Below are 22,724 nucleotides of genomic sequence, written 5' to 3'. Positions count from 1 at the left end.
CATGACGGATCGTAGCAGGGATCAGGGACCGCACTGGGTCTGGGCAAAGGAGAGGCGAGATAAAAGGGCGCACATTGCGCCTCGGTTGGGGTGTTGGTTTTCCAGCGTTTTTTCCTTTCCTACACAATGTTTCTCCCTCTCCGCCAATGTTTGCCGACCCTACTTTTCCTTGTTGCACCTGTCTTTTTCGCACATTGGGGGCGCCAATGGCCCGCGAGAATGATTTCCAGCCCCGTCTGGGCCGCATCCGCTCGCCCCGCGCCCAGCGGCTCAAGCCCTTCGTCGCCCAGGCCCTCGCCTCGGCCCAGCGTGCCGGAGGCGGTGGCTTCCGATCGGGCCGCAGCGGCGGCGGTTCCCGCTCGTCCTTCGGGCGTGGCCGCGTCGCAGCAGCCAGGGCCAATCGTCTGCTGACCAGCCGTGTCCGCCGCGTGACCGTCAAGGCCCGTGTCGTGCGCCACAGCGGGCGCAAGGCGCCGCTCGCCGCCCATCTGCGTTACCTGCGCCGGGAAGGGGTGACGAAGGACGGCGAGAAGGCGCGGCTCTTCGGTCCTGGCATCGACGATGCCGACCCGAAGGCGTTCGCCGAGCGCTGCGAGGATGATCGCCACCATTTCCGTTTCATCATCTCACCCGAGGACGCGCCCGACATGGCCGACCTCAAGGGCTATGCCCGCGAACTGGTCGGGCAGATGGAAAAAGACCTCGGCACGAAGCTGGACTGGGTGGGGGTGGATCACTGGAACACCCAGCATCCCCATGTCCACATCCTCGTGCGGGGCGTAGCCGAGGATGGCAGCGACCTCGTGATCTCCCGCGATTATATCCGGGAGGGCCTGCGCGCCCGTGCCCAGGATCTGGTGACGCAGGAACTCGGGCTACGCAATGACGTCGAAATCCATCGTGCCCTCGAACGCCAGGTCGGCGCCGAGCACTGGACCCAGCTCGACCGGCAACTCGCCCGCGATGCGGGCCGCAACGGCATCATCGACATGGCGCCAGCGCCGGATCGGCAGCCTGATCCGTTCGAGGCCCTGAAGGTCGGGCGCCTGCGCCACCTGGAGGGGCTCGGTCTCGCCCATCAGGTCGGTCAGGGACAATGGATGCTGGATGAATCCGCCGAGGCGACGCTCCGCGAGTTCGGGGAGCGCGGCGACATCATCAAGCGTATCCACCGCTCGCTGACGGAGCGCGGGATCGAGCGGAGCACATCGAGCTACGTCCTGGCGGGTGAAAGCCTCGACGTTCCTGTCGTCGGCAGGCTGGTCGATCGGGGGCTGGACGACGAGCTGAAAGGCACGGCCTACGCCGTCATCGACGGCGTGGATGGCCGCACGCATCATATCCGTTTTCCCGATCTCGACGCGACCGGTGATGGCAGCATGGGGTCGGTCGTGGAGCTTCGCGCCTTCGATGACAGGAAGGGGCAGCGTCGCGTGGCGCTGGCCGTCCGTTCCGACCTGTCGATCGAGGATCAGGTGACGGCGCGCGGGGCTACCTGGCTCGACCGGCAGGCAGTGGCGCGCGACCCTGTTGCATTGGGGCAGGCGGGGTTCGGTGCCGAAGTGCATGAGGCGATGGAGCGGCGGACCGAGCAACTGATTGAGCAGGGTCTTGCCGAACGCCGGACGCAGGGGGTGATCCTGGCGCGCAACCTGATCGGGAAACTCAGGGACCGCGAGCTTCACGAAGTGGGAGAGCGGCTCGCCGCTGAGACGGGCCGGACGTTCAGTCAGTCGGCATCGGGCGAGTATGTCACCGGCACGTATCGGCAACGCATGGCCCTGGCCTCCGGCCGCTATGCGATGATCGATGACGGCCTCCAGTTCCAGCTCGTGCCATGGACGCCGTCGCTGGAGAAGCAGCGGGGCCAGCACGTCTCCGGCGTCGCACGCGACGATGGCGGGATCGACTGGAGCTTCACCCGGAACCGGGGGCTCGGGCTATAGTCGTCGTGGCGATAAGGACAGTTAAATTCCCCTGGATTGAAGATAGACCCGCCGAGGGAAAGGAAGTTGCCGACGCTCGGTTCGTCAGTGGATATAGAGAATGATGAACGACCGACACGGCCAATATGTCGGGAAAGCAGCCAATCGGAAATCGGCAATGACACTGCACAATCCGGCGACAGGAACGGCCCATCGGGCGAAAGGGAATTGACAATATTCTATATATCCACGAGTAAGGATATATGGATACCGAATCGACCCTGTTGGCCCTGAGCGCACTGTCGCAATCCACGCGGTTGGAGATATTCCGCCTGCTGGTGCGCCATGAACCGAACGGGCTGCCGGCCGGAGACGTCGCGCGGCATCTCGATGTCCCGCAGAACACGATCTCGGCCCACCTCGCCACTCTGACCCGTGCCGGCCTGCTGACCTCGCAGCGCCATAGCCGTGTGATTGTCTATCGTGCCTGCCTACCGCGCCTGCGGGAACTGATGCTGTTTCTCGTCAAGGACTGCTGCGGGCAAAGCCCTGAACTTTGTGAGCCACTGGTTGCAGAACTGTCGTCCTGCTGCCCATCCGAGTGAACCCCCCAATGACCGATCGCGTCTTCAATGTGTTGTTTCTGTGTACGGGTAATTCCGCACGTTCGATTTTGGCCGAGAGCATCCTTCGCAAGGATGGTGCTGGCCATTTCAGGGTCTTCTCCGCCGGTAGCCATCCCAAGGGGCAGGTCAATCCTCTCGCCTTGAAAGTGCTGGCGAGCTTCGACTACCCGACCGAGGGACTGCGTTCCAAGCCCTGGGATGAGTTTGCTGTTGCGAACGCTCCCGTTATGGATTTCGTTTTTACCGTCTGCGATGACGCTGCTGGAGAAGTCTGTCCGGTATGGCCGGGGAAACCCATCACGGCCCATTGGGGCATTCCCGATCCGAGTAATGTTTCGGGAACCGATGCCGACCGGGAGCGAGCGTTCGTCTCGGCGTTCAAGGGTCTGAAGAATCGTATTTCCCTGCTTGTCGCATTGCCGCTGGCCAAGCTTGAGACTGCCAGTTTGGTGACGAAATTGCGCGACATTGGCACCGAGCCAACTGGCGTCACAATCTATCATAACCCGAATTGCGGCACATCGCGCAATACGCTTGCCCTGATCCGAAATGCGGGGATCGAGCCAACCATCATCGAATATCTCAAAACACCGCCATCGCGCGCCGAACTGGTCAGTCTGATCACGCGCATGGGGATCTCGGTTCGCGATCTCCTGCGGCGCAAGGGCACGCCCTATGATGAGCTTGGCCTCGATAATCCGGCCCTGAGCGATGACGACCTAATCGACGCCATGATGGCGCATCCAATCCTGATCAACCGGCCCATCGTCGTCACCCCGCTGGGTGCGGCACTCTGCCGTCCGTCCGAGGCAGTTCTGGACATCCTGCCCAACCCGCAGCGAGGCGCTTTCGTCAAAGAAGACGGCGAGAAGATCGTCGATGAATCCGGCAAGCGGATCGTCTGATGCTGGCGCTTCTGATTTTCGTTGTCACGCTCGTTTTTGTCATCTGGCAGCCTCGGGGGCTGGGCATCGGCTGGAGCGCAATGGCAGGTGCCGCCGTGGCCCTGGCGGCTGGTGTGATCCACTGGCACGACATTCCTGTCGTGTGGCACATCGTCTGGGACGCGACCTTCACCTTCATCGCGCTGATCGTCATCTCGCTGTTGCTGGATGAGGCCGGATTCTTCCATTGGGCCGCCCTGCACGTCGTGCGCTGGGGCAAAGGGCGAGGCCGTACGCTGTTCCCGCTGATCGTGGTGCTGGGAGCGGCCATTGCGGCTGTGTTCGCCAATGACGGCGCGGCCCTGCTGCTGACGCCCATCGTCATCGCCATCCTCACGCAGCTTCGCCTCAGTCCTGCTGCGGCGCTGGCCTTTATTATCGCCACTGGCTTCGTCGCGGATACCACCAGCCTGCCGCTCGTCATCTCCAACCTGGTGAACATCGTCAGCGCCAATTTCTTTGGCATTGCGTTCGATCGCTATGCCGCGATCATGGTCCCTGTCGATCTGGTAGCACTTGGTGCAACGCTGGCCGTCTTGTGGCTGTGGTACCGGCGGCAGGTGCCTGCGACCTATCCCGTCGCCGAACTGCCCGCACCTGCCACGGCCATTCGTGACCCCCATGTGTTCCGGGCGGCATTTCCGCTACTGGCCCTCGTACTGGCGGCCTATTTCCTGACCGCGCCGTTTCATATCCCGGTCTGTGTCGTAGCCTGCCTGGCCGCCGGAACCCTGTTGCTCGTCGCCGGGTATGGCCGGGTGATCCCTGTTCGCAAGGTGCTGCGGGGTGCCCCGTGGCAGATCGTGATCTTCTCCCTGGGCATGTATCTGGTGGTCTACGGGCTGCGCAATGCCGGGCTGACTGACTACCTTGCGACCGCACTGGTCTGGCTCGGTCATCAAGGGACGTTCACGGCCACCATCGGCACCGGCTTTCTGGCGGCTGTTCTGTCGTCCATCATGAACAATATGCCGAGTGTGCTGGTCGGGGCGCTGGCGATCCAGCAGGCTCACGACATCACGCCGCTGACACGCGACCTGATGATCTATGCCAACGTCATCGGCTGCGACCTCGGGCCAAAATTCACGCCGATTGGTAGTCTCGCAACACTGCTGTGGCTGCATGTGCTGGCATCCAAGAACCATCGGGTCACATGGGGGCAGTATATGAAAGTTGGACTGGCGATTACGCCGCCCGTCCTGCTGGCAACACTCGCGGCGCTGGCCCTGTGGCTGCCCCTGATCAGCCACCCGTAATACAAGAAAGGACCGATATATATGACCGCTCCTGACCTGCCAGCCCTGCACCCCGAATATCTTGAACGGGTCGATCTCGCGCGGCTCGAACCGCAACCGCGTGTGGACCATCCGCCGCGTATCCTGCTGCTCTACGGCTCTTTGCGTCCCCGATCCTTCAGTCGGTTGCTGGTGCTTGAGGCGGAACGCATCCTGAAGGTGCTGGGGGCCGAGACACGGGTGTTCGACCCGACCGGCCTGCCGATAGCGGATTCCGTGCCTGCCACGCATCCGAAAGTGCAGGAACTGCGGGAACTGTCGATCTGGTCGGAAGGCCAGGTCTGGTGCAGCCCCGAACGGCACGGCAACATAACCGCTGTGTTCAAAAACCAGATCGACTGGTTGCCATTGTCCGAAGGCTCGATCCGTCCGACGCAGGGCCGCACGCTGGCGGTCATGCAGGTCTCAGGCGGATCGCAAAGCTTCAATTCCGTCAATGCCCTGCGGGTTCTGGGCCGATGGATGCGGATGTTCACCATCCCCAACCAGTCCAGCGTGCCAATGGCCTATACGCAGTTCGGTGACGATGACCGCATGAAGCCGTCCCCCCTCTATGACCGGATGGTAGATGTCATGGAGGAACTGATGAAGTTCACATGGCTGCTGCGCGACCGGGCCGACTACCTCGTGGACCGCTATAGCGAACGGAAGACGGAATTCCGTCTCCCGGAAAGCCTGTGAGCCGGGCAATGGGCGAGCAGTTCGATGTCGTGATCGTGGGGGGCGGTCAGGCGGCCCTCGCCGCGTCGTATTTTCTACGACGGACCGGACTGCGTTACGTCATTCTCGATAACGGGACCCAGGCAGGTGGTGCATGGGTGCATGGCTGGGACTCCCTGCATCTGTTCTCGCCCGCGTCCTACAGTTCTCTCCCCGGCTGGCCGATGCCCGACACGCCGGATGGCAGCTACCCCACCCGCGACGAGGTGCTTGACTATCTGCACCGCTACGAAGCGCGCTATGCGCCGCCGATCCACCGCCCCGTAATGGTCGGACGTGTGGAACGCACTGACCAGAAATTCCTGAATGTCAGCACCAGCGTGGGTGATTTCCTAAGCCGCGCGGTCATCGGCGCCACCGGCACATGGTCTGCGCCCTTCATCCCCGATTATCCGGGCCAAGGGTTGTTTGCGGGAGCGCAAATCCACTCCTCCCATTACCACAACGCGGTACCCTTTGCCGGTCGCCGTGTGCTCGTGCTGGGCGGGGGCAACTCCGGTGCGCAGATTATGGCGGAACTGTCGCTTGTCGCCCAGGCAACATGGGTCACGCTGCATGATCCCGTCTTCCTGCCCGATGACGTGGACGGACGAGTCCTGTTCGAGCGGGCGACCGCTCGCGTTCTCGGCGGCCCGTCGGCCATGCCCACTGGCGGCTTTGGCGATATCGTCATGGTACCACCCGTGCGCGCCGCCAGGGAGCGAGGCGCGCTCCACGCGGTGCGCCCGTTTGTGCGGATGACGGCTACGGGCGTCGTCTGGCCCGATGGCCAGGAAGAGGCCATTGACGCGATCATCTGGTGTACCGGCTTCCGACCCGCGCTTGGTGCATTTGCGCCGCTCGACGTGATCGAGCCGGACGGGCTGATCCGCGTTGACGGCCAGCAGGCCATCAGGGAGCCACGTCTCTGGCTGCTGGGTTATGGCTCCTGGTGCGGCCCCGCATGCGCCACCCTGCTGGGGGCGGGCCGTGTCGCGAGATCCATGGTCCGGCAACTGGCGGCCTGGCTTGCGTCGCCAACACAGGATGTCCGTTTGTAGAAAACTTGAAGGTCTTCATTCTATGATCAGGATGAGGGCGGAAGACGGCATGGAGATAATGCCCTATTATATGCCGACACGTCTGCCATGTTTACCCACGCGACAGCAGCCATCCCTTCACGAGAGCATAGAGCGCCGGAATAACCAGCAGGGTCAGCACGGTCGACGAGACCATGCCGCCCACCATGGGGGCCGCGATCCGGCGCATGACCTCGGACCCGGTGCCGGCGCTCCACAGGATGGGCACAAGGCCCGCCATGATCGCCGTGACCGTCATCATTTTCGGCCGCACGCGCTCCACCGCGCCGTGCATGATCGCAGCCCTCAAGTCCGCGCGCGTCAGTGCGCGCCCTTCGGCCTGGGCCCTGCCGCTGACGTCTGCCAAGGCATTGTCGAGATAGATCAGCATGATCACGCCCGTCTCGGACGCGACACCCGCGAGGGCGATGAACCCCACCACGACAGCGACACTGACATTGTAGCCCAACCACCAGGTCAGCCAGATCCCACCGACCAGCGCAAACGGCACCGACAGCAGCACGATCAGCGTCTCCGTGATCCGTCCGAAATTGAGATAGAGCAGCACGAAGATCAGAACCAGCGTTGCCGGCACGACCAGCTTCAGCCGCGCCATGGCGTGCTGCATATATTCAAACTGGCCGCTCCACGCGACGCGGTATCCCTGCGGGAGCGTAACCCGCTCGCGCACGGCGCGGGCCGCGTCGTTGACGTAGCCGCCGATATCGCGTCCGTTCAGGTCCACATAGACATAGGCGACAAGCTGGGCATCCTCGGTGCGGATCGAGGGCGGTCCCCCGGTGAGACGGATCACCGCCACCTGCCCCAGCGGGATCATCGCCCCGCCCGGCGTCGGCAGCAGCACCTGTTCGGCGATCGCCTGCGGGTCATCGCGCAGGTCACGCGGGTAGCGGACGCTCACGCCGTAACGCTCGCGCCCTTCCACGGTCGTCGTGACCGTCTGGCCGCCGAGCGCCGTGGCCACCACCTGCATCACATCGTCGACCGACAGGCCATAGCGCGCGATCGCGTTCCGGTCGGGTATAATCTCCAGATAGTGGCCACCCTCCAGGCGCTCGGCAAACGCACTGGTGGTTCCGGGAATGGTGCGCACGACCTGCTCGACCTGTTCCGCAATTCTGGCGAGCTGTCCCAGATCCGGCCCGAACACCTTCACCCCCACCGGGGTACGAATCCCCGTGGCGAGCATGTCGATGCGGGCGCGGATCGGCTGCGTCCACGCGTTGCTCACCCCCGGCAGGTCAAGCGCCCGGTTCATGTCGGCCTTCAGTTGGTCCGGGGTCATGCCGGCCGGCCATTCGCTTTGCGGCTTGAGAGTGATCACCGTCTCGAACATTTCCGTGGGCGCCGGATCGGTGGCCGTCGCCGCGCGCCCGGCCTTGCCGAACACCGACTGGACCTCGGGAAAGCTCTTGATGATGCGGTCCTGACCCTGCAGCAGCTCGACCGCCTTGGTGACCGAGAGACCTGGCGGCGTGACCGGCATGTAGAGCCATGTCCCCTCGTTCAGATCGGGCATGAACTCGCTGCCCAGATGGGCCGCCGGATAGATCGTACCGGCGCCAATCCCGATCGCAAGGAGGACGAGCAGGACCGGTCCCCGCAGCACGACGCGGATTACGGGACGATAGAGCGCGATCAGCACGCGATTGATCGGATTACGCGCTTCGGGAAGGATGCGGCCGCGCACGAAGGCCAGCATCAGGACCGGCACCAGCGTCACCGCGAGCAGCGCGCCGCCCGCCATGGAAAAGGTCTTTGTGTATGCGAGCGGCTTGAACAATCGTCCTTCCTGCCCCTCCAGGGCGAACACCGGCAGGAAGGACACGGTGATGATCAGCAGGCTGAAGAACAGCGACGGCCCGACCTCGTTCGCCGCCGCCAGCAGCGCCGGGCCACGCGCTTCACCGGGCGCCAGCCGCTCCACGTGCTTGTGCGCATTTTCGATCATCACGATCGCCGCATCCACCATCGCCCCGAGCGCGATGGCGATGCCGCCCAGACTCATGATGTTCGACCCGACACCGATCATGTGCATGGCCAGGAAAGCGAACAGGACGCCGACAGGCAGGGTCACGATCGCGACCAGCGCACTGCGGACGTGCAGCAGGAAGACGACGCAGACGAAGGAGACGATGAGACTCTCCTCGATCAGCGTGTGCCGGAGCGTGGCGATGGCACGCAGGATCAGGGCCGAGCGATCATAGACCGGCACAATGGAAACGCCCGGCGGCAGGCTAGGCAGCAGCTCGGCGATCCGCTGCCTGACGCTCCGGATCGTCGTCAAGGCATCCGCTCCGTCGCGCTTGACGACGATGCCGCCGACCGCCTCTCCCACACCGTCCAGTTCCGCGATGCCGCGCCGCTCGTCGGGGCCGAGTTCGACGCGCGCGACGTCTCCCACCGTGACTGGCGTTCCGACGGCGTCGACCTTCAGCACGATCCGCTCCAGATCGCGGACATCGCGCACATAGCCCCGACCGCGCACCATATATTCCGTTTCGGTCAGCTCGATGGTGCGACCGCCGACATCCTGATTGCCCTGCCGCACCGCATCGCCCACGCGCGACAGCGGGATACCGTAGGCCTGGAGCTTCCGGGGATCGACGACGATCTGATATTGCCGTTCGAACCCGCCAATGGCGGCCACCTCGGCGACGCCGGACGCCTTGGTCAATTGAAAGCGGATCACCCAATCCTGCAGGCTGCGCAATTCCGCCAGCGTGCGCTGTTTACCCTGGACGACATATTCGTAGACCCAGCCGACACCGGTTGCATCCGGCCCCAGCGACGGCGTGACACCCGCGGGCAGGCGCTTCTGCGCGAAATTGAGATATTCCAGCACGCGCGAACGCGCCCAGTAGAGATCGGTACCGTCGTCGAAGACGACGTAGACGAACGACGTGCCGAACGTCGAAAAACCGCGCACCACTTTCGAATGCGGCACGGCCAGCAACGCCGTGGTCAAGGGATAGGTGACCTGATCCTCGACGACCTGCGGCGCCTGGCCGGGATAGTCGGTATAGACGATCACCTGCGTGTCCGAGAGATCGGGAATGGCATCGAGCGGCGTGTTCATCACCGCCCAGACACCAGCCCCCACGAGGAACAACGTTGCCAGTATCACCAGCAGCGGGTTACGCGCCGACACCGCAATGATTCTGGCAATCATCGACCGGCACTCCCTGCCCGGGCAGGCTTGCTGTCCGGCACGGTAAAGGCCTGTAGGGCGGCGCGCAGATTACTTTCGGAATCGATCAGAAAGTTGGCGCCGACCACCACGCTTTCCCCCGCCTTCAGGCCATCCAGGATCTGAGCCTCGTCATTGCCACGCGCGCCGACGCGCACCGAACGGGGTGCAAAACGGCCCTCCCCCGTTTCGACCAGCACAACCTGACGGGTGCCGCTGTCGATAACCGACGAGGACGGCACGACCAGCACCGGCCCCGCCATGGACGCAGGGACATCGATCGCGATATCGGCATACATGCCTGCCCGCAGCACACTATCCGCATTCGGCAACACGATCCGGATACGTCCGGTTCGCGTCTCGGTGGAGACGCTCGGATAGAGGAAATCGACGGTTCCGTCGAAGCGACGACCGGGAAAGGCGACAAGGCTGGCGTGCGCCTGCTGACCGACCCGCACCGCGCCCAGATCCTGCTCCTGCACTTCGGCAATCAGCCAGATCGGTGCGGTCGCCGCCGTCCGGTACAGCGGTTGGTCCGGCCCGACGCGCGCGCCCTCCACCGCCATCTTTTCGGTCACGACCCCGTCCGCCGGCGCAACGACCGGGATGTGCCGCACGGCATGCCGGGTGCGTCGCAGCCGCGCGATTTCGGTCTCAGGCGCCCCAAGAGAGCGCAGGCGCTCCAGCGCGGCCGTTGCCATAGCCGGGTCCAAACTGGTGGCAATCAGATATTCCTGCTCGGATGCAACCAGATCCGGCGCGTAGATTTCGGCCATGACCTGGCCACGCCAGACAGGATCGCCTGTGGCAGCGATATCGAGATGCTCGACCCAGCCGCCGACCCTGCTTGTCACCAAGGCGATGCGCCGTTCATCGAACTGGGCAATGCCGGTGGCATGCACGCTGCGGTTCAGCACCGGCTGCACTGCGGCAACGGAAGTCCGCACGCCGAGGATCTGCAAACGACCGGGCGGCACAAAAACCGTTCCCGCATCCCGGATCTCGTTCTCATAGACAGGGAGGTACGCCATCCCCATGGCATCTTTCTTCGGCACCGGCGAAGTGTCGGGCAGCCCCATGGGATTGCGATAAAATAGCACCCGGCCACGATCCGCCGACCGGGCCGAGGGACCGGAGGATCGCGAGGACGCGGCACCAGACCCCTGTGACCCGTCAGCATAGACCGGAACATAATCCCGACCCTCCGACGTCTTCTTCGGATTGGCGGAATAGGCGGGCTTGCCGTCCGGATCCTGGTAATAGAGTGGCGTTCGGTCAGTCGCCGTCGCCGGTCCTGGCGTAGCGGTCGAAAGCGGGAGCAACGCCAGGACCAGGGACAGAAGACGCACCTTCACAGATCACCCCCGATCAGGCGCTCGATGGTGGCCAGTTCCGTCTGTTCGTCGGTCTCGGTCCGGAGAAGCTCCAGCTCGGTGTCGTGCATCTGATGTTCCGCCGCGATCGCTGCCGCGAGATCGCCATGCCCCTGGCTGTAGCTGGCCAGCGTCGTCCGCGAGAGCGCGTCCGCCTGCGGCATACGCTGGCGACGGAGGAGGCTCTCCACATCGCGCGCCGCCTTGAGGCGGGCCAAGGCTTCGGCCAAGGCTGCCTGGATGGTCGCCATCGTTCCGTCGCGACGGCGCTCGGCGGCATCAAGGCGCGCGGTCTGCGCGTCTTCGTCGGCGCGCTTGGCACCGAACTGCACGGGGATGCTCAGCGAGACCATGGCGCTGAACCCCGTCGGGGCATTGGTCTGCACGACCGGGCCGCCGCCGACCGTCACATCGGGATACCAGGCCCGCTCGGCCAGCCGTCTCCGGCTTTCCGCCTCGTCGATTGCCGCGCTGTTCGCATGGACGGCGCCATTCCCGCTGCGCGCCCGGTCGAGCAAGCTCTCCACGCGCGGCAGAACCGCTGGGATCGGACGTAGCCGCATGGGCTCGGCCAATGGGGCGCCCGGGGGGCGGGCCAGCAGCGCATTCAGTTGGGCGGCGGCGGACTCTCGCTCGGCCTCCAGCCGGCTCGCCTCGATGACGGTGTTCGTCTCCTCCTCCTGGGCCTGGATCACGCCCGATTGGGCACCGTCGCCCTGGCCGTAGCGCACCATGGTCGCCTGCCGCATCTTGCGGGCGAGCGTCTGGATCTGCCGGTTGACCACCAGCGCGCGGGTAAAAGCGTAATAGCGCGCGAAGGCAATTTTGATCTGCGCGTCGAGTTCGTCCTGGGCGGCCCGCTCCCGGCCGCGCGCCGCGTCCACCTCGGACAGCGCCGCACGATGACGCAGATCCCGCTTTCCCCCGAGCGGGAAAGTTTGCGAGATCGTGATGAAGTTCATGCTGAACAGGCCGCCGGAGTGATAATTCTGGTAATTCTCCGTCAGCACCGGATCGTCCAGCGCACCGGCCGCTTCCGCCTGGGCCGCAGCGGCGGTCGTATCGAGTCCGGCGGCCCGCACCGCGGGGTTCAGGCGCTCGCCGAGCGCGAGCAGGCTCTCTACGGTGGCACCCGGCGGCCCTTCAGCCGCACGAGCAGCCCCGGATGAAACGATAAGAGCAGCCGCAGCCAGGAGCAGGCGCCCCGCCGCGTCACGGTTCCGCCGGGTTGCCATGCTATTTCTCCAGCGTGACAACAACGGAACCGCGCACCGTCTCGGTTTCACCCTGCACCTTGGCCGCGAGCGTGATCGCCCACGGGCCGGGAGCACCGGCATCGAGGTCGATACGATAGAGCCCATCGCCTGACGCCGGCTCGATGGTCGTGGGCGAGGTCATCGTCGCCATGCCCATGGGGCTCATGTCGGCCTTGCTCTCGAAGATGACGGCGTCCATGACCGGCTTGCCGTCGGGCACATGCACAAGCCGCACGATCATGACAGCCTTGTCACCGCTCAGATGTGCCTGCTTGCCGGCAGCCTCGAAACGATAATCCGTCGCTGCCGCGAATGTCGGTGACACAAAGGCACCGGTCACGACGACGCAGGAGGCGAGCGCCAACGCACCCGCGATCAGATATGTACGCATGATAATGGAATCCTTCCCGCCCCGGAAATCCGGGGATAGAGCGCTGATCGACGTCCGGTTGCGGTCAGGACGCGCGAATACGCGCGCTCCTGAACGCAGGACGTGCGGAAACCAACGCCGTCACGGCGCCGGTGGGATCAGGCGGTTCTGGGAGGGAAGGAAAGCGGCTCGGGCGAGCGGCCGACAGGAACACGTTCGGCAAGGCTATAGGCGATCATGCTGTAGCGGACCGGGCTTCCGATCGCCGCGGCCTGCGTTGGGCGATCAGGCACGCCGAGGCACTGCATGGTTTTCAGGCACTCCGGCGTCATGCCCTTGAACGGTGCGGTCGTTCCGGCGGGATGCATCGAGACCGACCCATCACAGCATGGCATGGCCGCATCCAGGCTCGTGGCCTGCTCGGCATTCTGCGGCGGCATAGCCTGCACGGTGGCCGCGCCCATAAAGGCAAGACCAACGATAACGAATACCAGACGTCGGAGAAAGCACCACCGCATACCGGCCATCATCTCGCAAACAGGCAAAGGGGGCAATCTCTTATGCACGGAGCGGAAGTCATGCCGCGCTCTTGGGCCGGTCGTTTGGGCTGGGACATCCCTCGCCACGCGAGGCCGGGCAACTCACTTGAATGTCCGATCTGCGGAAGGGACTCGGCCGATCCGCGTCCTCCATCCCTCCGCGCACCACAGATACTTGACCAGTGCCGCGATCGCGAGCACGAGCACGATCAGCGTGAGCAGGCCGAACAGGCCCATGCCCCATCCCATGCCCTGCATGCAGTTTGTCATCATGACGGCCTCCCATGAGGCAATGATGCGGCCCGGCATGGCGATCCGCACGAACCATGACGACGTTGGCATTGTCCCGACTGTTTTCAATGCCAAGAAGGGCATTCCCGGATGCGTTCCCCGCACGTCGCGAAGAACGACGTCATCGCCCGCACGCATCTGGCGGAGATCGACGGCAAGATGCGTGACTTGCAGGCCCTGCGTCGGGAACTGGTCGCGATGATCGGGCAATGCCACCATGGCACCGTCGCCGACTGCCGTATCATTGAGGCGTTGGCACCGCGTCAGTGAGCGTGGCCGTGCCGATGATGCAGGTCGGGATAATGCGGATGCCGATGGACCATCGGCATGTGCCGGTGCCGATGCGTGTGCGGTTCGCCCGTCGGATCGCCAGGCCCGTGCGCATGCTGATGGTGTTCGTCATGGCGATGCCGGTGCTCATGTTCCATGGCCTCGTGCGCATGCTCGTGATCGTGGCGCTCCGACAGGTGGAGCCACAACCCGAAACCCATCAGGCCGCCGGCGATCAGCAACCTCAGCGACAAGGGATCGTGGAGCACCACAACCGCCAGCAGCGCGCCGACGAACGGCGCAAGCGAGAAATAGGCCCCCGTGCGCGCGGCACCGAGATGGCGCAGGGCCAGCACGAACAGGACAAGGCTCACCCCGTAACCCATGAACCCCACGGCTCCAGCGGCGCCGAGTCCCCCGACAGTCGGCAGGACACCGCCCCTCCCGAACGCCAGCAGAAGATTGACCGTCCCTGCGACCAGCCCCTTGAGCATTGCGATCTGCATCGGATCGGCCGCAGAAAGTTTGCCGGTCAAGTTGTTGTCGATCCCCCAGCACAGGCAGGCCGCTGCGATGAACAGGGCGCCCTGGTCAAGCATCGCATGCCCCTGCCATGATAATAACGCGGCGCCCGAGAGAATGGCGAAGGCGCCCAGCAGAAGCCGCCGGTCCACGTTCTCGCGGAATACGATCCAGGCAATCCCCATCGTCGCCAGCCCTTCGAGATTGAGCAACAGCGACGCGCTGGCCGCGTCGGTGCGCGCCAGCCCCAGCATCAACAGCAATGGGCCGGCAATCCCACCCGCCAGGATCACCAACGCCAACCAGGGCAAGTCCCCACGCCGCAACGGCGCTTCCGCAACGGGGCGTCCACGCATCCAGCGCAACAGATGCACCGCCGCCAGACCGATCCCGGAACCGAGATAGAGCAGCCCGGCCATCATCCACGGATCGACGGAGCCAAGGAGAAGCTTGGCGAACGGTGTGCTGGCTCCAAACAGGATCGCGGACAATAATGCGAAAAGGATGCCAATGCGGTTCATGGCCCGATCCTACCGCACGGTGGCTCAATCGAGAATGGGCCCCGCTGCAAGCGATGAGCAGACTACCGCCCGCGCTCTACGCTTCGATTTTGATGATAACGTGCCGGTTTTCCAAATGGATACACGATGCATGGACCGCACCGTCAAACGGCGATCGTCACATTACTGGCCAGGACGACACCATTACTTCATCGCCGCTGCCGCCCCAGGTCTATGTCGAACCGTCTCCGCAGCATGCCAGTCGCCCATGTTCCTGAACCGGCGGGCAAGGAACGTCGCCATAGGAGCAGAAGACGCAGCAATCCCCCGGCTTCGGTTTCAAGACGACGCCACAATGCGGGCAATCGTAAAAGAACTGGCAGGCATCGGTCGGCATGGTTTCCAGTGATTGCTGGCCACATGCGGGACAGGTCAGAAGCGAGGCAGGCCGAATCATCTTACAGACAGGCTCCTGAGCAGGACGGGTTCCAGGCGTGGCCACACCAATGCCGCCAGCACGATGAGCGCGGTGGCAAAGGATAGCATCTGGATAACCCCGATGCGTCGCCGGATAGACCCACTTTCCACACCCGCACAACAGACCCTGGCCTGCCGCCGATTGAGCGCCCAGGCGCTGACCAGCGCCGCGACCGCCAGCGCAATCAATGGCACGCGCCATGGCGCAAGTCTCGACAGAACACTGAAAACCCCCGCACCGGCGCCCAGAGAAGCGAAGGCGAGCGGAATGAGGCAGCAGGACGACGCGATCAGCGCACCCACACCGGCGGCCATACCGCCCGCGACACACAGGACTCCACCTCTTTCCATGCCCATGCGGCTACGTGATGTTCGTTGAGGCAGGTCCGCCGTCTCATCCATGATCGTCACTTTCCCATTGCGTCGCGCTTCATGCTACACCCCGTAGTGGCTACGGACTCAAGAGCAGGAGTGACGCATGGTCGCCATCACGATCGGCAAGCTGGCATCGGAAACCGGCGTTCATCTGGAGACGGTGCGCTACTATGAGCGCATCGGCCTCATTCCCGCGCCGCGAAGGGCGCGTAATGGCTATCGCCATTATCGGGCCGAGGATGTCAGGCGCCTGTCATTCGTCCGACGCGCGCGGGATCTTGGTTTCGACATCGAGGAAATCAGAACCCTGCTCGCCTTGGCAGAACCCGGCCTACCCTCCTGCGACGAGGTCAGAACACTCGCCATAGCTCATCTGGGCGACATCCAGAGCAAGATCTCCGACCTGCAACGGCTCGCATCGCTCCTGACAACAAGCATCGAACAATGCCGTGAGTCGGAGGCCCTGACTTGCCCGGTGCTCGATATGCTGGGTGCCTCTGCGATCGGAAGCACGCCCAACCCGTGACGTATCGTTCCGGGAGGCGGTTAAGGTCTTGGCGTGGGTCCAATAATGGCGTCCGATCCGCGGCAGGCTACCCGCGCAAGAACCCAATCGCCACCGGCTCGATCCGTGGCCAGAGCCATGCAAGACACCCCATGATCGTGGCGAACCCCATGATGCCGAGCGTCTGCCAGCCAGGCCTGTGTCCTGTCTGGTACGCCTGATAACCCACCCAGAACCAACCGACAGCAACCGCCAGGATCGCGACCGGCGTCAGCCAGCGATAGGCGTTGGCGAACCAGGCGAGAATACCGCCTACTGACCCGAGGATCGCGGCCGGCAGCGCGAGCGGCACGACGCAGCACACGCCGCAGGCCAGCGCCGCACTGGACGCCGTCATGGCAACCGCGCTGGCCGCCTTGTTTCCCGATGCGCTCGCCTCGCTCATGCGCCGCACTCCGCCGCGCACCCGCAGGTCTTTTTCATCGGCGCGGTTGCTGGCTGACTGCGCGACGCAAACTGCTCAAGCAGCGTTTCCGCAGCCTCACGCGCATACTCCGGGGCAGTAATCGTCAGAGTCAGCGCATCCATACGTTCAGCGATGTCAAACGCGAGGAACGCGCAACAGGTTCGTTCGCCTTCGACCATACGCGCGATATCGTCCCGTGCGGCAGGATCATAATCCAGCACGAGATGAAGACCATCTCGGTGCGCTGACCGAAGCGCCCTGGCGTTGAGACTGGCGATCCACTCCAGCCGCCTCGCCAGATCGCTGTTCTCCAGTGTGCAGGCAAGTGGGGCAGGCTCGTTTGGCTTCGTCACGATACTCTCCTCGATGCCGTTCCGCCCGTTCGCGTGACGGTCTGGCGCTTGTTTACGAGTTCAAGTAACTTGAGGTTCAAGATATTTTTTACGCGAGTTTCCCCCCATGCCCGGATACAAGATCGGCGAGTTGGCCGAGCGCACCCGTACCAATGCCCCCACGATCCGCTATTATGAAGAGATCGGCCTGCTTCCACGTCCGGAACGACAGGAAGGCAATCAGCGGCGTTATGCTGAAGACGATGTTCGACGGCTTACCTTCATTCGGCGCTGCCGGGCGTTTGGCTTTTCGATCGATCAGGTTCGGGCATTGGTCGAATTGGTACAGGACCGTACGCGATCCTGTGCGGAAGCCCGCGACCTCGCGCATACTCACCTGATGGACGTCCGGGCGAAGTTGCGCGAATTGAAGGCGCTCGAGAAAAGCATCGCCGGGTTCGTCGCGACCTGCGACGCACAATGCGCCGGCGGTCCCGGCTCCGAGTGCGTGATTCTTGACGAACTTGCCACCATCGAGCCGGCGGGGAACCGCGCATGCTGCGAAAGTGCGGTCTGATCTTCGCCTATAATCCATCTTCGGATGGGAGAAACCTGATAGAACGAAAGAGATAAAAACGATGAATTCCACACCACCGAACGACATGGCCGGCACCCTGCGACGGGTCATCTCTCTCGTGGGACTTCTGAATCTTGCCTATTTTGGCATCGAATTCACGGTAGCGCTTGCCATCGGCTCGGTCTCCCTGTTCGCGGATAGCGTCGATTTCCTGGAAGACGCCTCCGTCAATTTCCTGATCGTAGCGGCACTCGGCTGGACGGCGCGCAGCCGGGCGCGGGTCGGAATGGCCCTTGCCGCTATCCTGCTGGTTCCGGCGCTCGCGACGCTCTGGACCGCATGGCAAAAATTCAATCTTCCGACACCGCCCCAGCCGCTCGTCCTGTCGGTGACAGGATTGGGGGCGCTTGTGGTAAATTTCTCCTGTGCGCTCATGCTGACCCGCTATCGCTATCATGCAGGCAGTCTGACGCGCGCTGCCTTCCTGTCGGCGCGCAACGACGTGCTGGCCAATATCGCGATCATCGTCGCAGGCCTGGTCACGGCCTTTCTGTGGCACGCCGCATGGCCGGACCTACTTGTCGGGCTCGGTATCGCCGCGATGAACGCCGACGCCGCCCGCGAAGTCTGGCAGGCCGCGCGCAATGAGCACCGCGCGGCAGCATAGCCCCCTCAATTTACGTCCGGGGCGCGAACAGGATCAGGCTGGCCCCGCCGAGGCACACTAGGGCACCAACAATCTCCCACCGGTCCGGGGTGCGCCCCTCGACCAGTCGCATCCACATGAGCGAGGCGGTGATGTAGACGCCGCCATAGGCTGCATAGGCCCGCCCCGCCGTATCCGTATCGATACGGGTCAGCAGAAAGGCGAACAGGACCAGCGACACCATGCCCGGAACGAGAACCAGCGGCGAACGCCCCAGCCGGAGCCAGCTCCAGAAGGCGAAGCATCCGCCGATCTCTGCAAAACCCGCGACGACATAGATGATGAAAGGTAGCACAAACCCCACTGTTACATACTTTCCAGTCAGGATCGTGAAGCAGCCACTCCACGATCACCATATCCCGCCATTTGAATGGCCCCGGGTTTTCGGAGACGTTTTCTATCCGGTTTAAGCGGCCAATGCATGCGATTTCTGTTGTGCATGGAAACGTGCCTCAGCCACTTCTGGCGGGATGTTTCCAATGGATGACAGAAGGCAACGATTATTGATCCAATTGACCCATTTAGAGGTGGCCAGTTCGATGCCGCCACGGGGCAGACACCACAAGGTTTGGCAAACGCGGCTTTGGAGTGGATACGCTGCGGATTACGGAGCGGCTCCGCGCCCGGCGGTTCAGGCCGAGCGAAAGTCCTGCTGCGGCTAAATCAGTTCTTCGCGATTTTTGACGTGTGCGTGTCGGTCCAGAATGATGACGTCGCCATGCTTCGCCTTCTCCTCGGGCTCGATGTGAATGTTGATCACAGCCTGCCCGAGCTGTGTCCTGAGTGCGTGCTCGATGTGGTCGCAGATCTCATGCGCCCTGCCGACGGTCATCCCCGTCGGGACCACGAGATGAAATTCAATGAATGTCGTGTTGCCCGCGACACGCGCCCGCACGTCGTGGGCTTCGATCGCCCCTGATGCATTCCCTGCGATCGTCCGGTCCAGGCGTGAAATCAATTCGGGATCGGAGACTTCATCCATCAGCCCGGCGACGGCTTCCCGCACGACACCATAACCTGCCCAAAGGATATTGACTGCGACCAGGCCGCCGATGGCCGGGTCAAGCCGGAGCCAACCAGTCACCGGGATCAGCGCAAAAGCGATCAGGACCGCAATGGTCGTCCAGACGTCCGTCAGGATGTGCCGGCCGCCCGCGACGAGCGCGGGCGACTTCCACTGCTTGCCATTGCGGATCAGTAGCAGCGCCCAGAACAGGTTTATAACCCCGGCGCTGCCATTCAGGGCCAAGCCCAGAAGCGGCGTGTCCGGTGCTTTCGGGTGCTGCCAGCCGATCCAGGCTTCCTGGAAGATCAGAATTGCCGTTGCGAGCACGAGGCCACCCTCGATGATCGCGCTCAGATATTCCGCTTTCTGGTGGCCATAGGGATGGTTTGCGTCTGCGGGTTGTGCGCTGACCCACAGGGCGATAAGCGCGCCGACGGCGGCCGCTACATTGACGATTGTTTCCAGCGCATCCGAGTAAAGCGCGATGCTGCCCGTCATCCAGTAGGCGGCAAGCTTCAGGGCCAGAACGACCAGACTGACGGCAAGTGTGCCCCATGCGGTCTTTATGGTGCGGTTCATGGGGACTACTCCTGCATGCTGCGACCCGTTTGCGATACTCGATGATTTGTTTACGACGCTTTGCACCCTGCCTCCGTGCCGAGATGTTCTGACGTGCATAAAGAATGATCGCTCAGGACCTGAATGATCCGACAGGTCCCGATTGTGTTGCATGAACACTGATCCAACATGCGTTGCAATTCGCCCTGGAGAGCCGTCAGGCGGGCAATACGGTTCCTGACCTCGATCAATTGGCGTTTTGCTATCTCATATGCGGCCATACAGTTTTGATTGGGATCGTCAGCAAGATCTAGTAATTCACGGATTTCATCTAGTGAAAATCCAAGTTCCCGCGCATGGCGAATAAAACTCAGGCGTTTTTTTGCTTCCTCTCCATAGACACGCTGCCCTCCTTCACTTCGGTCGGGCTCCTCAAGGATGCCGATCTGCTCGTAATAGCGGATGGTCGGCACCTTGACGCCAGTTGACCCGGATAATTTTCCGATACTGAACATAAAAGCCCCCTTGAACCTCTAGCGACTAGAGGAAGTAGATAACGGATTCGCTGCTGGGTGAACAGGAGAATCCGGATGCCGGACAGGCGCGAGTGGGATGTCACGGGCATGGACTGTGCTGCTTGTGTCAGCAAGGTGAAGGGCGCGCTTGGTCAAATCGCAGGCGTCCAGAATGTAGAGATTTCCCTGGTGTCTCAGAAACTGCGACTGACCATGGATGAGAATGCGATTTCCGTGACCAAAGTCGAAGAGATGGTCAGGAGCCTGGGATATGGTATCCGGCGCCTCAATCCTGCCACTGTAGCTGACATTGTATTTGCTCAGGATGCGACGAATGACGCCGGCGCGCCTGATACGCCCTGGTATAAAACCGGAAAGGGACGACTTGTTGTCACGACCGGTATTTTGTTGGTGCTGGCCTGGGGTATCAGCCTGATCGCACCAAACGAGATGAAACCCTGGCCATTTGTCGGGGCCTGCCTGGTAGGGCTTTTTCCGGTTGCCCGCCGCGCCTTAGCCTCGCTCCGGGTTGCTCAGCCGTTTTCCATCGAAGCCCTGATGATGATCGCGGCGATCGGTGCGCTATTTATCGGCGCGGCCCAGGAGGCTGCACTCGTCGTCTTCCTCTTCGCGGTCGGGGAACTCCTTGAGGGCGTTGCCGTCAGTCATGCCCGTGATGGTATCCGCGCGCTCGGAGCGTTGGTACCGAAAATCGCCTTGCGCGAAGACACTGCCGGTATCCGGGAGGTTCCTGCTGTCGAACTCCGACTAGGCGATGTGGTCCTGGTCCGGCCGGGAGACCGCATTCCGGCGGATGGAGAGATTATTTCCGGCGTAAGTGGCATTGATGAAAGTCCGGTCACTGGTGAGAGCGTGCCAGTGTCGCGTGGGCCGACGGATGCCGTCTTCGCCGGCTCGGTCAACACGGAAGCTGCGTTGCGGGTTCGCGTGACCCGCACTGCGGCGGACAACACCATCTCCCGCATCATCCATCTTGTAGAGCAGGCCGAGGAGGCACGCGCACCGACTCAACGGTTCATCGACCGCTTCAGCCGTTGGTACATGCCGACGATCGTCGTGCTTTCGGCGGTCGTCGTATGCCTTCCCCCACTGGCGTTTGCTCAGGCTTGGTCGGTCTGGGTTTATCGCGGGTTGTCCCTTCTGCTGATTGGTTGCCCCTGCGCGCTCGTCATATCGGTTCCCGCAGCCATAGCGTCCGCGCTGGCCCTGGGGGCACATAACGGGCTGCTCATCAAGGGAGGAGCGGTCATCGAGGCCACTGCGCGGGTGAAGACAGTCGCACTCGACAAGACTGGAACCCTCACACTGGGACGGCCTGACGTCACCGACATCATCGTGCTGGACAGCTTGCCCGAAACTCAGGTTCTTGCTGTCGCCGCCGCCGTTGAAGGCGCGTCCAGCCATCCATTGGCCCAGGCTATCCTGCGCCGAGCCCAGAGTAACGGGCCGGGTATCGACATTCCCGTTGCACAGGAGAGCAGGGCAATTCCCGGAAGAGGGGTGACAGGCCGCATTGACGGAATGGATTTCACGATCTCCAGCCCCCTTCAGGCGGTACGCGACGGCGCGTTGTCAGCTACTGACACCGCACGTGCCACCGAACTTGAGGCGGAAGGAAAAACCGTTGCCGTCTTGTATGGTGACAAGGCACTCGCGTTGATTGCCCTCCGTGACGAGCCGCGCGCGGACGCGGCAGAAGCCATGCGCCAGTTACGCAACCTCGGTATTACGCCGGTCATCCTGACGGGCGACAATAGCCGGACAGCCGCCGCGATCGCCTCAATGCTGGGGGCGCATTACAAGGCCGAACTGCTGCCGGAGCAGAAGTTGGCCGAAATACGGGCTCTGGCCGCGCAGGGCGGTGTTATGATGGTCGGAGATGGCATCAACGACGCGCCTGCACTCAAACAGGCAACTGTCGGGGTCGCAATCGGCTCGGGGACCGATGTTGCCCTGGAGGCAGCCGACGCCGCCATCCTGCGGAACAGAGTCTCCGATATTCCAGCGCTGATCCGCCTCGCCCGTTCGACCATGCGAAATGTTCGTCAAAATGTCTCGATCGCTCTTGGGCTGAAAGGAGTGTTCCTGATTGCCACCATCGCGGGGCTGACAGGGCTCTGGATCGCCATTGCGGCCGATACCGGGGCAACCGTTCTCGTCACCCTCAACGCGCTGAGGCTGCTGCGCTCCCGCAGCCTCGATGCAACATCGTAAAATATTATGAGAATTTTCAGTCGAATGTCCGTGTGTTGTGTTCGGTGTCGGTGGAAATCTGTGGCGGCGAGC

The 22,724-nt window shown here is 63.0% G+C and carries 25 protein-coding genes and 1 pseudogene; 12 read left to right on the top strand and 14 right to left on the bottom strand.

Going from position 1 to position 22,724, the window contains the following annotated elements; genetic code table 11:
• Positions 1-206 precede the first annotated feature (206 nt).
• The 7 genes and pseudogenes from GOB85_RS05955 (at position 207) to GOB85_RS05930 (ending at position 6,550) form a co-directional block, all read left to right on the top strand.
• Entirely contained in the window at positions 207-1,946 is a 1,740-nt protein-coding gene (locus GOB85_RS05955) for a relaxase/mobilization nuclease domain-containing protein (RefSeq protein ID WP_029604265.1), read from the top strand.
• Between the two features lie 242 nt (positions 1,947-2,188).
• Entirely contained in the window at positions 2,189-2,530 is a 342-nt protein-coding gene (locus GOB85_RS05950; RefSeq protein WP_018308121.1) for an ArsR/SmtB family transcription factor, read from the top strand.
• An 8-nt stretch (positions 2,531-2,538) separates the two neighbouring features.
• Positions 2,539-2,829 (top strand): annotated as a pseudogene (locus tag GOB85_RS19870) (arsenate reductase ArsC); the annotation flags it as partial.
• A gap of 189 nt (positions 2,830-3,018) precedes the next feature.
• Positions 3,019-3,456 carry an arsenate reductase (glutaredoxin) gene (gene arsC, locus GOB85_RS19180; RefSeq protein WP_029604264.1) on the top strand — a complete coding sequence of 146 codons (438 nt, stop codon included), beginning with the start codon at positions 3,019-3,021 and terminating at the stop codon, positions 3,454-3,456.
• Positions 3,456-4,751, top strand: coding sequence for an arsenic transporter (locus tag GOB85_RS05940; RefSeq protein ID WP_018308119.1), 1,296 nt, complete (start codon positions 3,456-3,458; stop codon positions 4,749-4,751). Before arsC ends, GOB85_RS05940 begins: the two co-directional genes overlap by 1 nt.
• A gap of 21 nt (positions 4,752-4,772) precedes the next feature.
• Positions 4,773-5,471, top strand: coding sequence for an arsenical resistance protein ArsH (gene arsH / locus GOB85_RS05935; protein WP_018308118.1), 699 nt, complete (start codon positions 4,773-4,775; stop codon positions 5,469-5,471).
• 8 nt (positions 5,472-5,479) lie between these two features.
• Entirely contained in the window at positions 5,480-6,550 is a 1,071-nt protein-coding gene (locus GOB85_RS05930) for an ArsO family NAD(P)H-dependent flavin-containing monooxygenase (RefSeq protein WP_018308117.1), read from the top strand.
• A gap of 91 nt (positions 6,551-6,641) precedes the next feature.
• On the opposite strand, the gene GOB85_RS05925 is transcribed toward GOB85_RS05930, so the two are convergent.
• The 6 genes from GOB85_RS05925 to GOB85_RS05900 form a co-directional block, all read right to left on the bottom strand.
• On the bottom strand, positions 6,642-9,761 hold the full coding sequence (locus tag GOB85_RS05925) for an efflux RND transporter permease subunit (RefSeq protein ID WP_173576636.1): 3,120 nt from the start codon (positions 9,759-9,761) through the stop codon (positions 6,642-6,644).
• The gene (locus GOB85_RS05920) at positions 9,758-11,128 is read right to left on the bottom strand and encodes an efflux RND transporter periplasmic adaptor subunit (protein ID WP_231367964.1); all 1,371 of its coding nucleotides are present in this window, start codon (positions 11,126-11,128) and stop codon (positions 9,758-9,760) included. Before GOB85_RS05920 ends, GOB85_RS05925 begins: the two co-directional genes overlap by 4 nt.
• 2 nt (positions 11,129-11,130) lie before the next feature.
• A complete protein-coding gene (locus GOB85_RS05915) occupies positions 11,131-12,387 on the bottom strand; it encodes a TolC family protein (protein ID WP_173576637.1) in 1,257 nt (418 codons plus the stop codon).
• 1 nt (position 12,388) lies between these two features.
• Positions 12,389-12,799: a FixH family protein gene (locus GOB85_RS05910; RefSeq protein WP_010667677.1), complete on the bottom strand. Its 411-nt coding sequence runs from the start codon at positions 12,797-12,799 to the stop codon at positions 12,389-12,391.
• 137 nt (positions 12,800-12,936) lie between these two features.
• On the bottom strand, positions 12,937-13,296 hold the full coding sequence (locus tag GOB85_RS05905; protein WP_010667676.1) for a hypothetical protein: 360 nt from the start codon (positions 13,294-13,296) through the stop codon (positions 12,937-12,939).
• A 123-nt stretch (positions 13,297-13,419) separates the two neighbouring features.
• Positions 13,420-13,683 (bottom strand): SHOCT domain-containing protein, encoded by a 264-nt coding sequence (locus tag GOB85_RS05900; RefSeq protein ID WP_242011316.1) that lies wholly within the window; start codon positions 13,681-13,683, stop codon positions 13,420-13,422.
• A gap of 15 nt (positions 13,684-13,698) precedes the next feature.
• Between GOB85_RS05900 and GOB85_RS05895 the strand changes: the two genes are divergently transcribed.
• Positions 13,699-13,878, top strand: a complete 180-nt coding sequence (locus GOB85_RS05895) for a MerR family DNA-binding protein (RefSeq protein WP_010667674.1) — start codon at positions 13,699-13,701, stop codon at positions 13,876-13,878.
• Here GOB85_RS05895 and GOB85_RS05890 read toward each other — a convergent pair.
• The 3 genes from GOB85_RS05890 to GOB85_RS05885 all read right to left on the bottom strand — a co-directional run bounded on the left by GOB85_RS05890 (position 13,872) and on the right by GOB85_RS05885 (position 15,779).
• On the bottom strand, positions 13,872-14,921 hold the full coding sequence (locus GOB85_RS05890) for a DMT family transporter (RefSeq protein ID WP_010667673.1): 1,050 nt from the start codon (positions 14,919-14,921) through the stop codon (positions 13,872-13,874). The genes GOB85_RS05895 and GOB85_RS05890 overlap by 7 nt on opposite strands.
• A gap of 211 nt (positions 14,922-15,132) precedes the next feature.
• Complete coding sequence (locus GOB85_RS19575; protein WP_035979039.1) at positions 15,133-15,357, bottom strand: GDCCVxC domain-containing (seleno)protein; 225 nt, start codon at positions 15,355-15,357, stop codon at positions 15,133-15,135.
• A complete protein-coding gene (locus GOB85_RS05885) occupies positions 15,354-15,779 on the bottom strand; it encodes a hypothetical protein (RefSeq protein WP_231367962.1) in 426 nt (141 codons plus the stop codon). Before GOB85_RS05885 ends, GOB85_RS19575 begins: the two co-directional genes overlap by 4 nt.
• Before the next feature lie 76 nt (positions 15,780-15,855).
• Here GOB85_RS05885 and GOB85_RS05880 point away from each other — a divergent pair, with 76 nt between their 5' ends.
• Entirely contained in the window at positions 15,856-16,278 is a 423-nt protein-coding gene (locus GOB85_RS05880; RefSeq protein ID WP_018308113.1) for a MerR family transcriptional regulator, read from the top strand.
• Between the two features lie 67 nt (positions 16,279-16,345).
• On the opposite strand, the gene GOB85_RS05875 is transcribed toward GOB85_RS05880, so the two are convergent.
• The gene (locus GOB85_RS05875) at positions 16,346-16,702 is read right to left on the bottom strand and encodes a hypothetical protein (protein ID WP_023979792.1); all 357 of its coding nucleotides are present in this window, start codon (positions 16,700-16,702) and stop codon (positions 16,346-16,348) included.
• On the bottom strand, positions 16,699-17,076 hold the full coding sequence (locus tag GOB85_RS05870) for a hypothetical protein (protein ID WP_010667495.1): 378 nt from the start codon (positions 17,074-17,076) through the stop codon (positions 16,699-16,701). The genes GOB85_RS05875 and GOB85_RS05870 overlap by 4 nt, the downstream gene beginning before the upstream one ends.
• 106 nt (positions 17,077-17,182) lie before the next feature.
• Between GOB85_RS05870 and GOB85_RS05865 the strand changes: the two genes are divergently transcribed.
• Positions 17,183-17,632, top strand: a complete 450-nt coding sequence (locus GOB85_RS05865) for a MerR family transcriptional regulator (protein ID WP_010667496.1) — start codon at positions 17,183-17,185, stop codon at positions 17,630-17,632.
• Positions 17,633-17,693: 61 nt separating this feature from the next.
• A complete protein-coding gene (locus tag GOB85_RS05860; RefSeq protein WP_010667497.1) occupies positions 17,694-18,299 on the top strand; it encodes a cation transporter in 606 nt (201 codons plus the stop codon).
• Positions 18,300-18,309: 10 nt separating this feature from the next.
• On the opposite strand, the gene GOB85_RS05855 is transcribed toward GOB85_RS05860, so the two are convergent.
• The 3 genes from GOB85_RS05855 to GOB85_RS05845 all read right to left on the bottom strand — a co-directional run bounded on the left by GOB85_RS05855 (position 18,310) and on the right by GOB85_RS05845 (position 20,417).
• Positions 18,310-18,633 (bottom strand): YnfA family protein, encoded by a 324-nt coding sequence (locus tag GOB85_RS05855; protein WP_023979793.1) that lies wholly within the window; start codon positions 18,631-18,633, stop codon positions 18,310-18,312.
• Between the two features lie 363 nt (positions 18,634-18,996).
• Positions 18,997-19,923 carry a cation diffusion facilitator family transporter gene (locus tag GOB85_RS05850; RefSeq protein WP_018308112.1) on the bottom strand — a complete coding sequence of 309 codons (927 nt, stop codon included), beginning with the start codon at positions 19,921-19,923 and terminating at the stop codon, positions 18,997-18,999.
• Positions 19,924-19,973: 50 nt separating this feature from the next.
• Complete coding sequence (locus GOB85_RS05845; protein ID WP_023979795.1) at positions 19,974-20,417, bottom strand: MerR family transcriptional regulator; 444 nt, start codon at positions 20,415-20,417, stop codon at positions 19,974-19,976.
• A 75-nt stretch (positions 20,418-20,492) separates the two neighbouring features.
• Between GOB85_RS05845 and GOB85_RS05840 the strand changes: the two genes are divergently transcribed.
• Positions 20,493-22,652: a heavy metal translocating P-type ATPase gene (locus tag GOB85_RS05840; protein ID WP_010666083.1), complete on the top strand. Its 2,160-nt coding sequence runs from the start codon at positions 20,493-20,495 to the stop codon at positions 22,650-22,652.
• Positions 22,653-22,724: the final 72 nt, after the last annotated feature.

Source organism: Acetobacter fallax (assembly GCF_011516735.1).
GTDB classification, from domain to species: Bacteria; Pseudomonadota; Alphaproteobacteria; order Acetobacterales; family Acetobacteraceae; genus Acetobacter; species Acetobacter fallax.
This window is presented reverse-complemented; position numbering and strand designations above follow the sequence as displayed.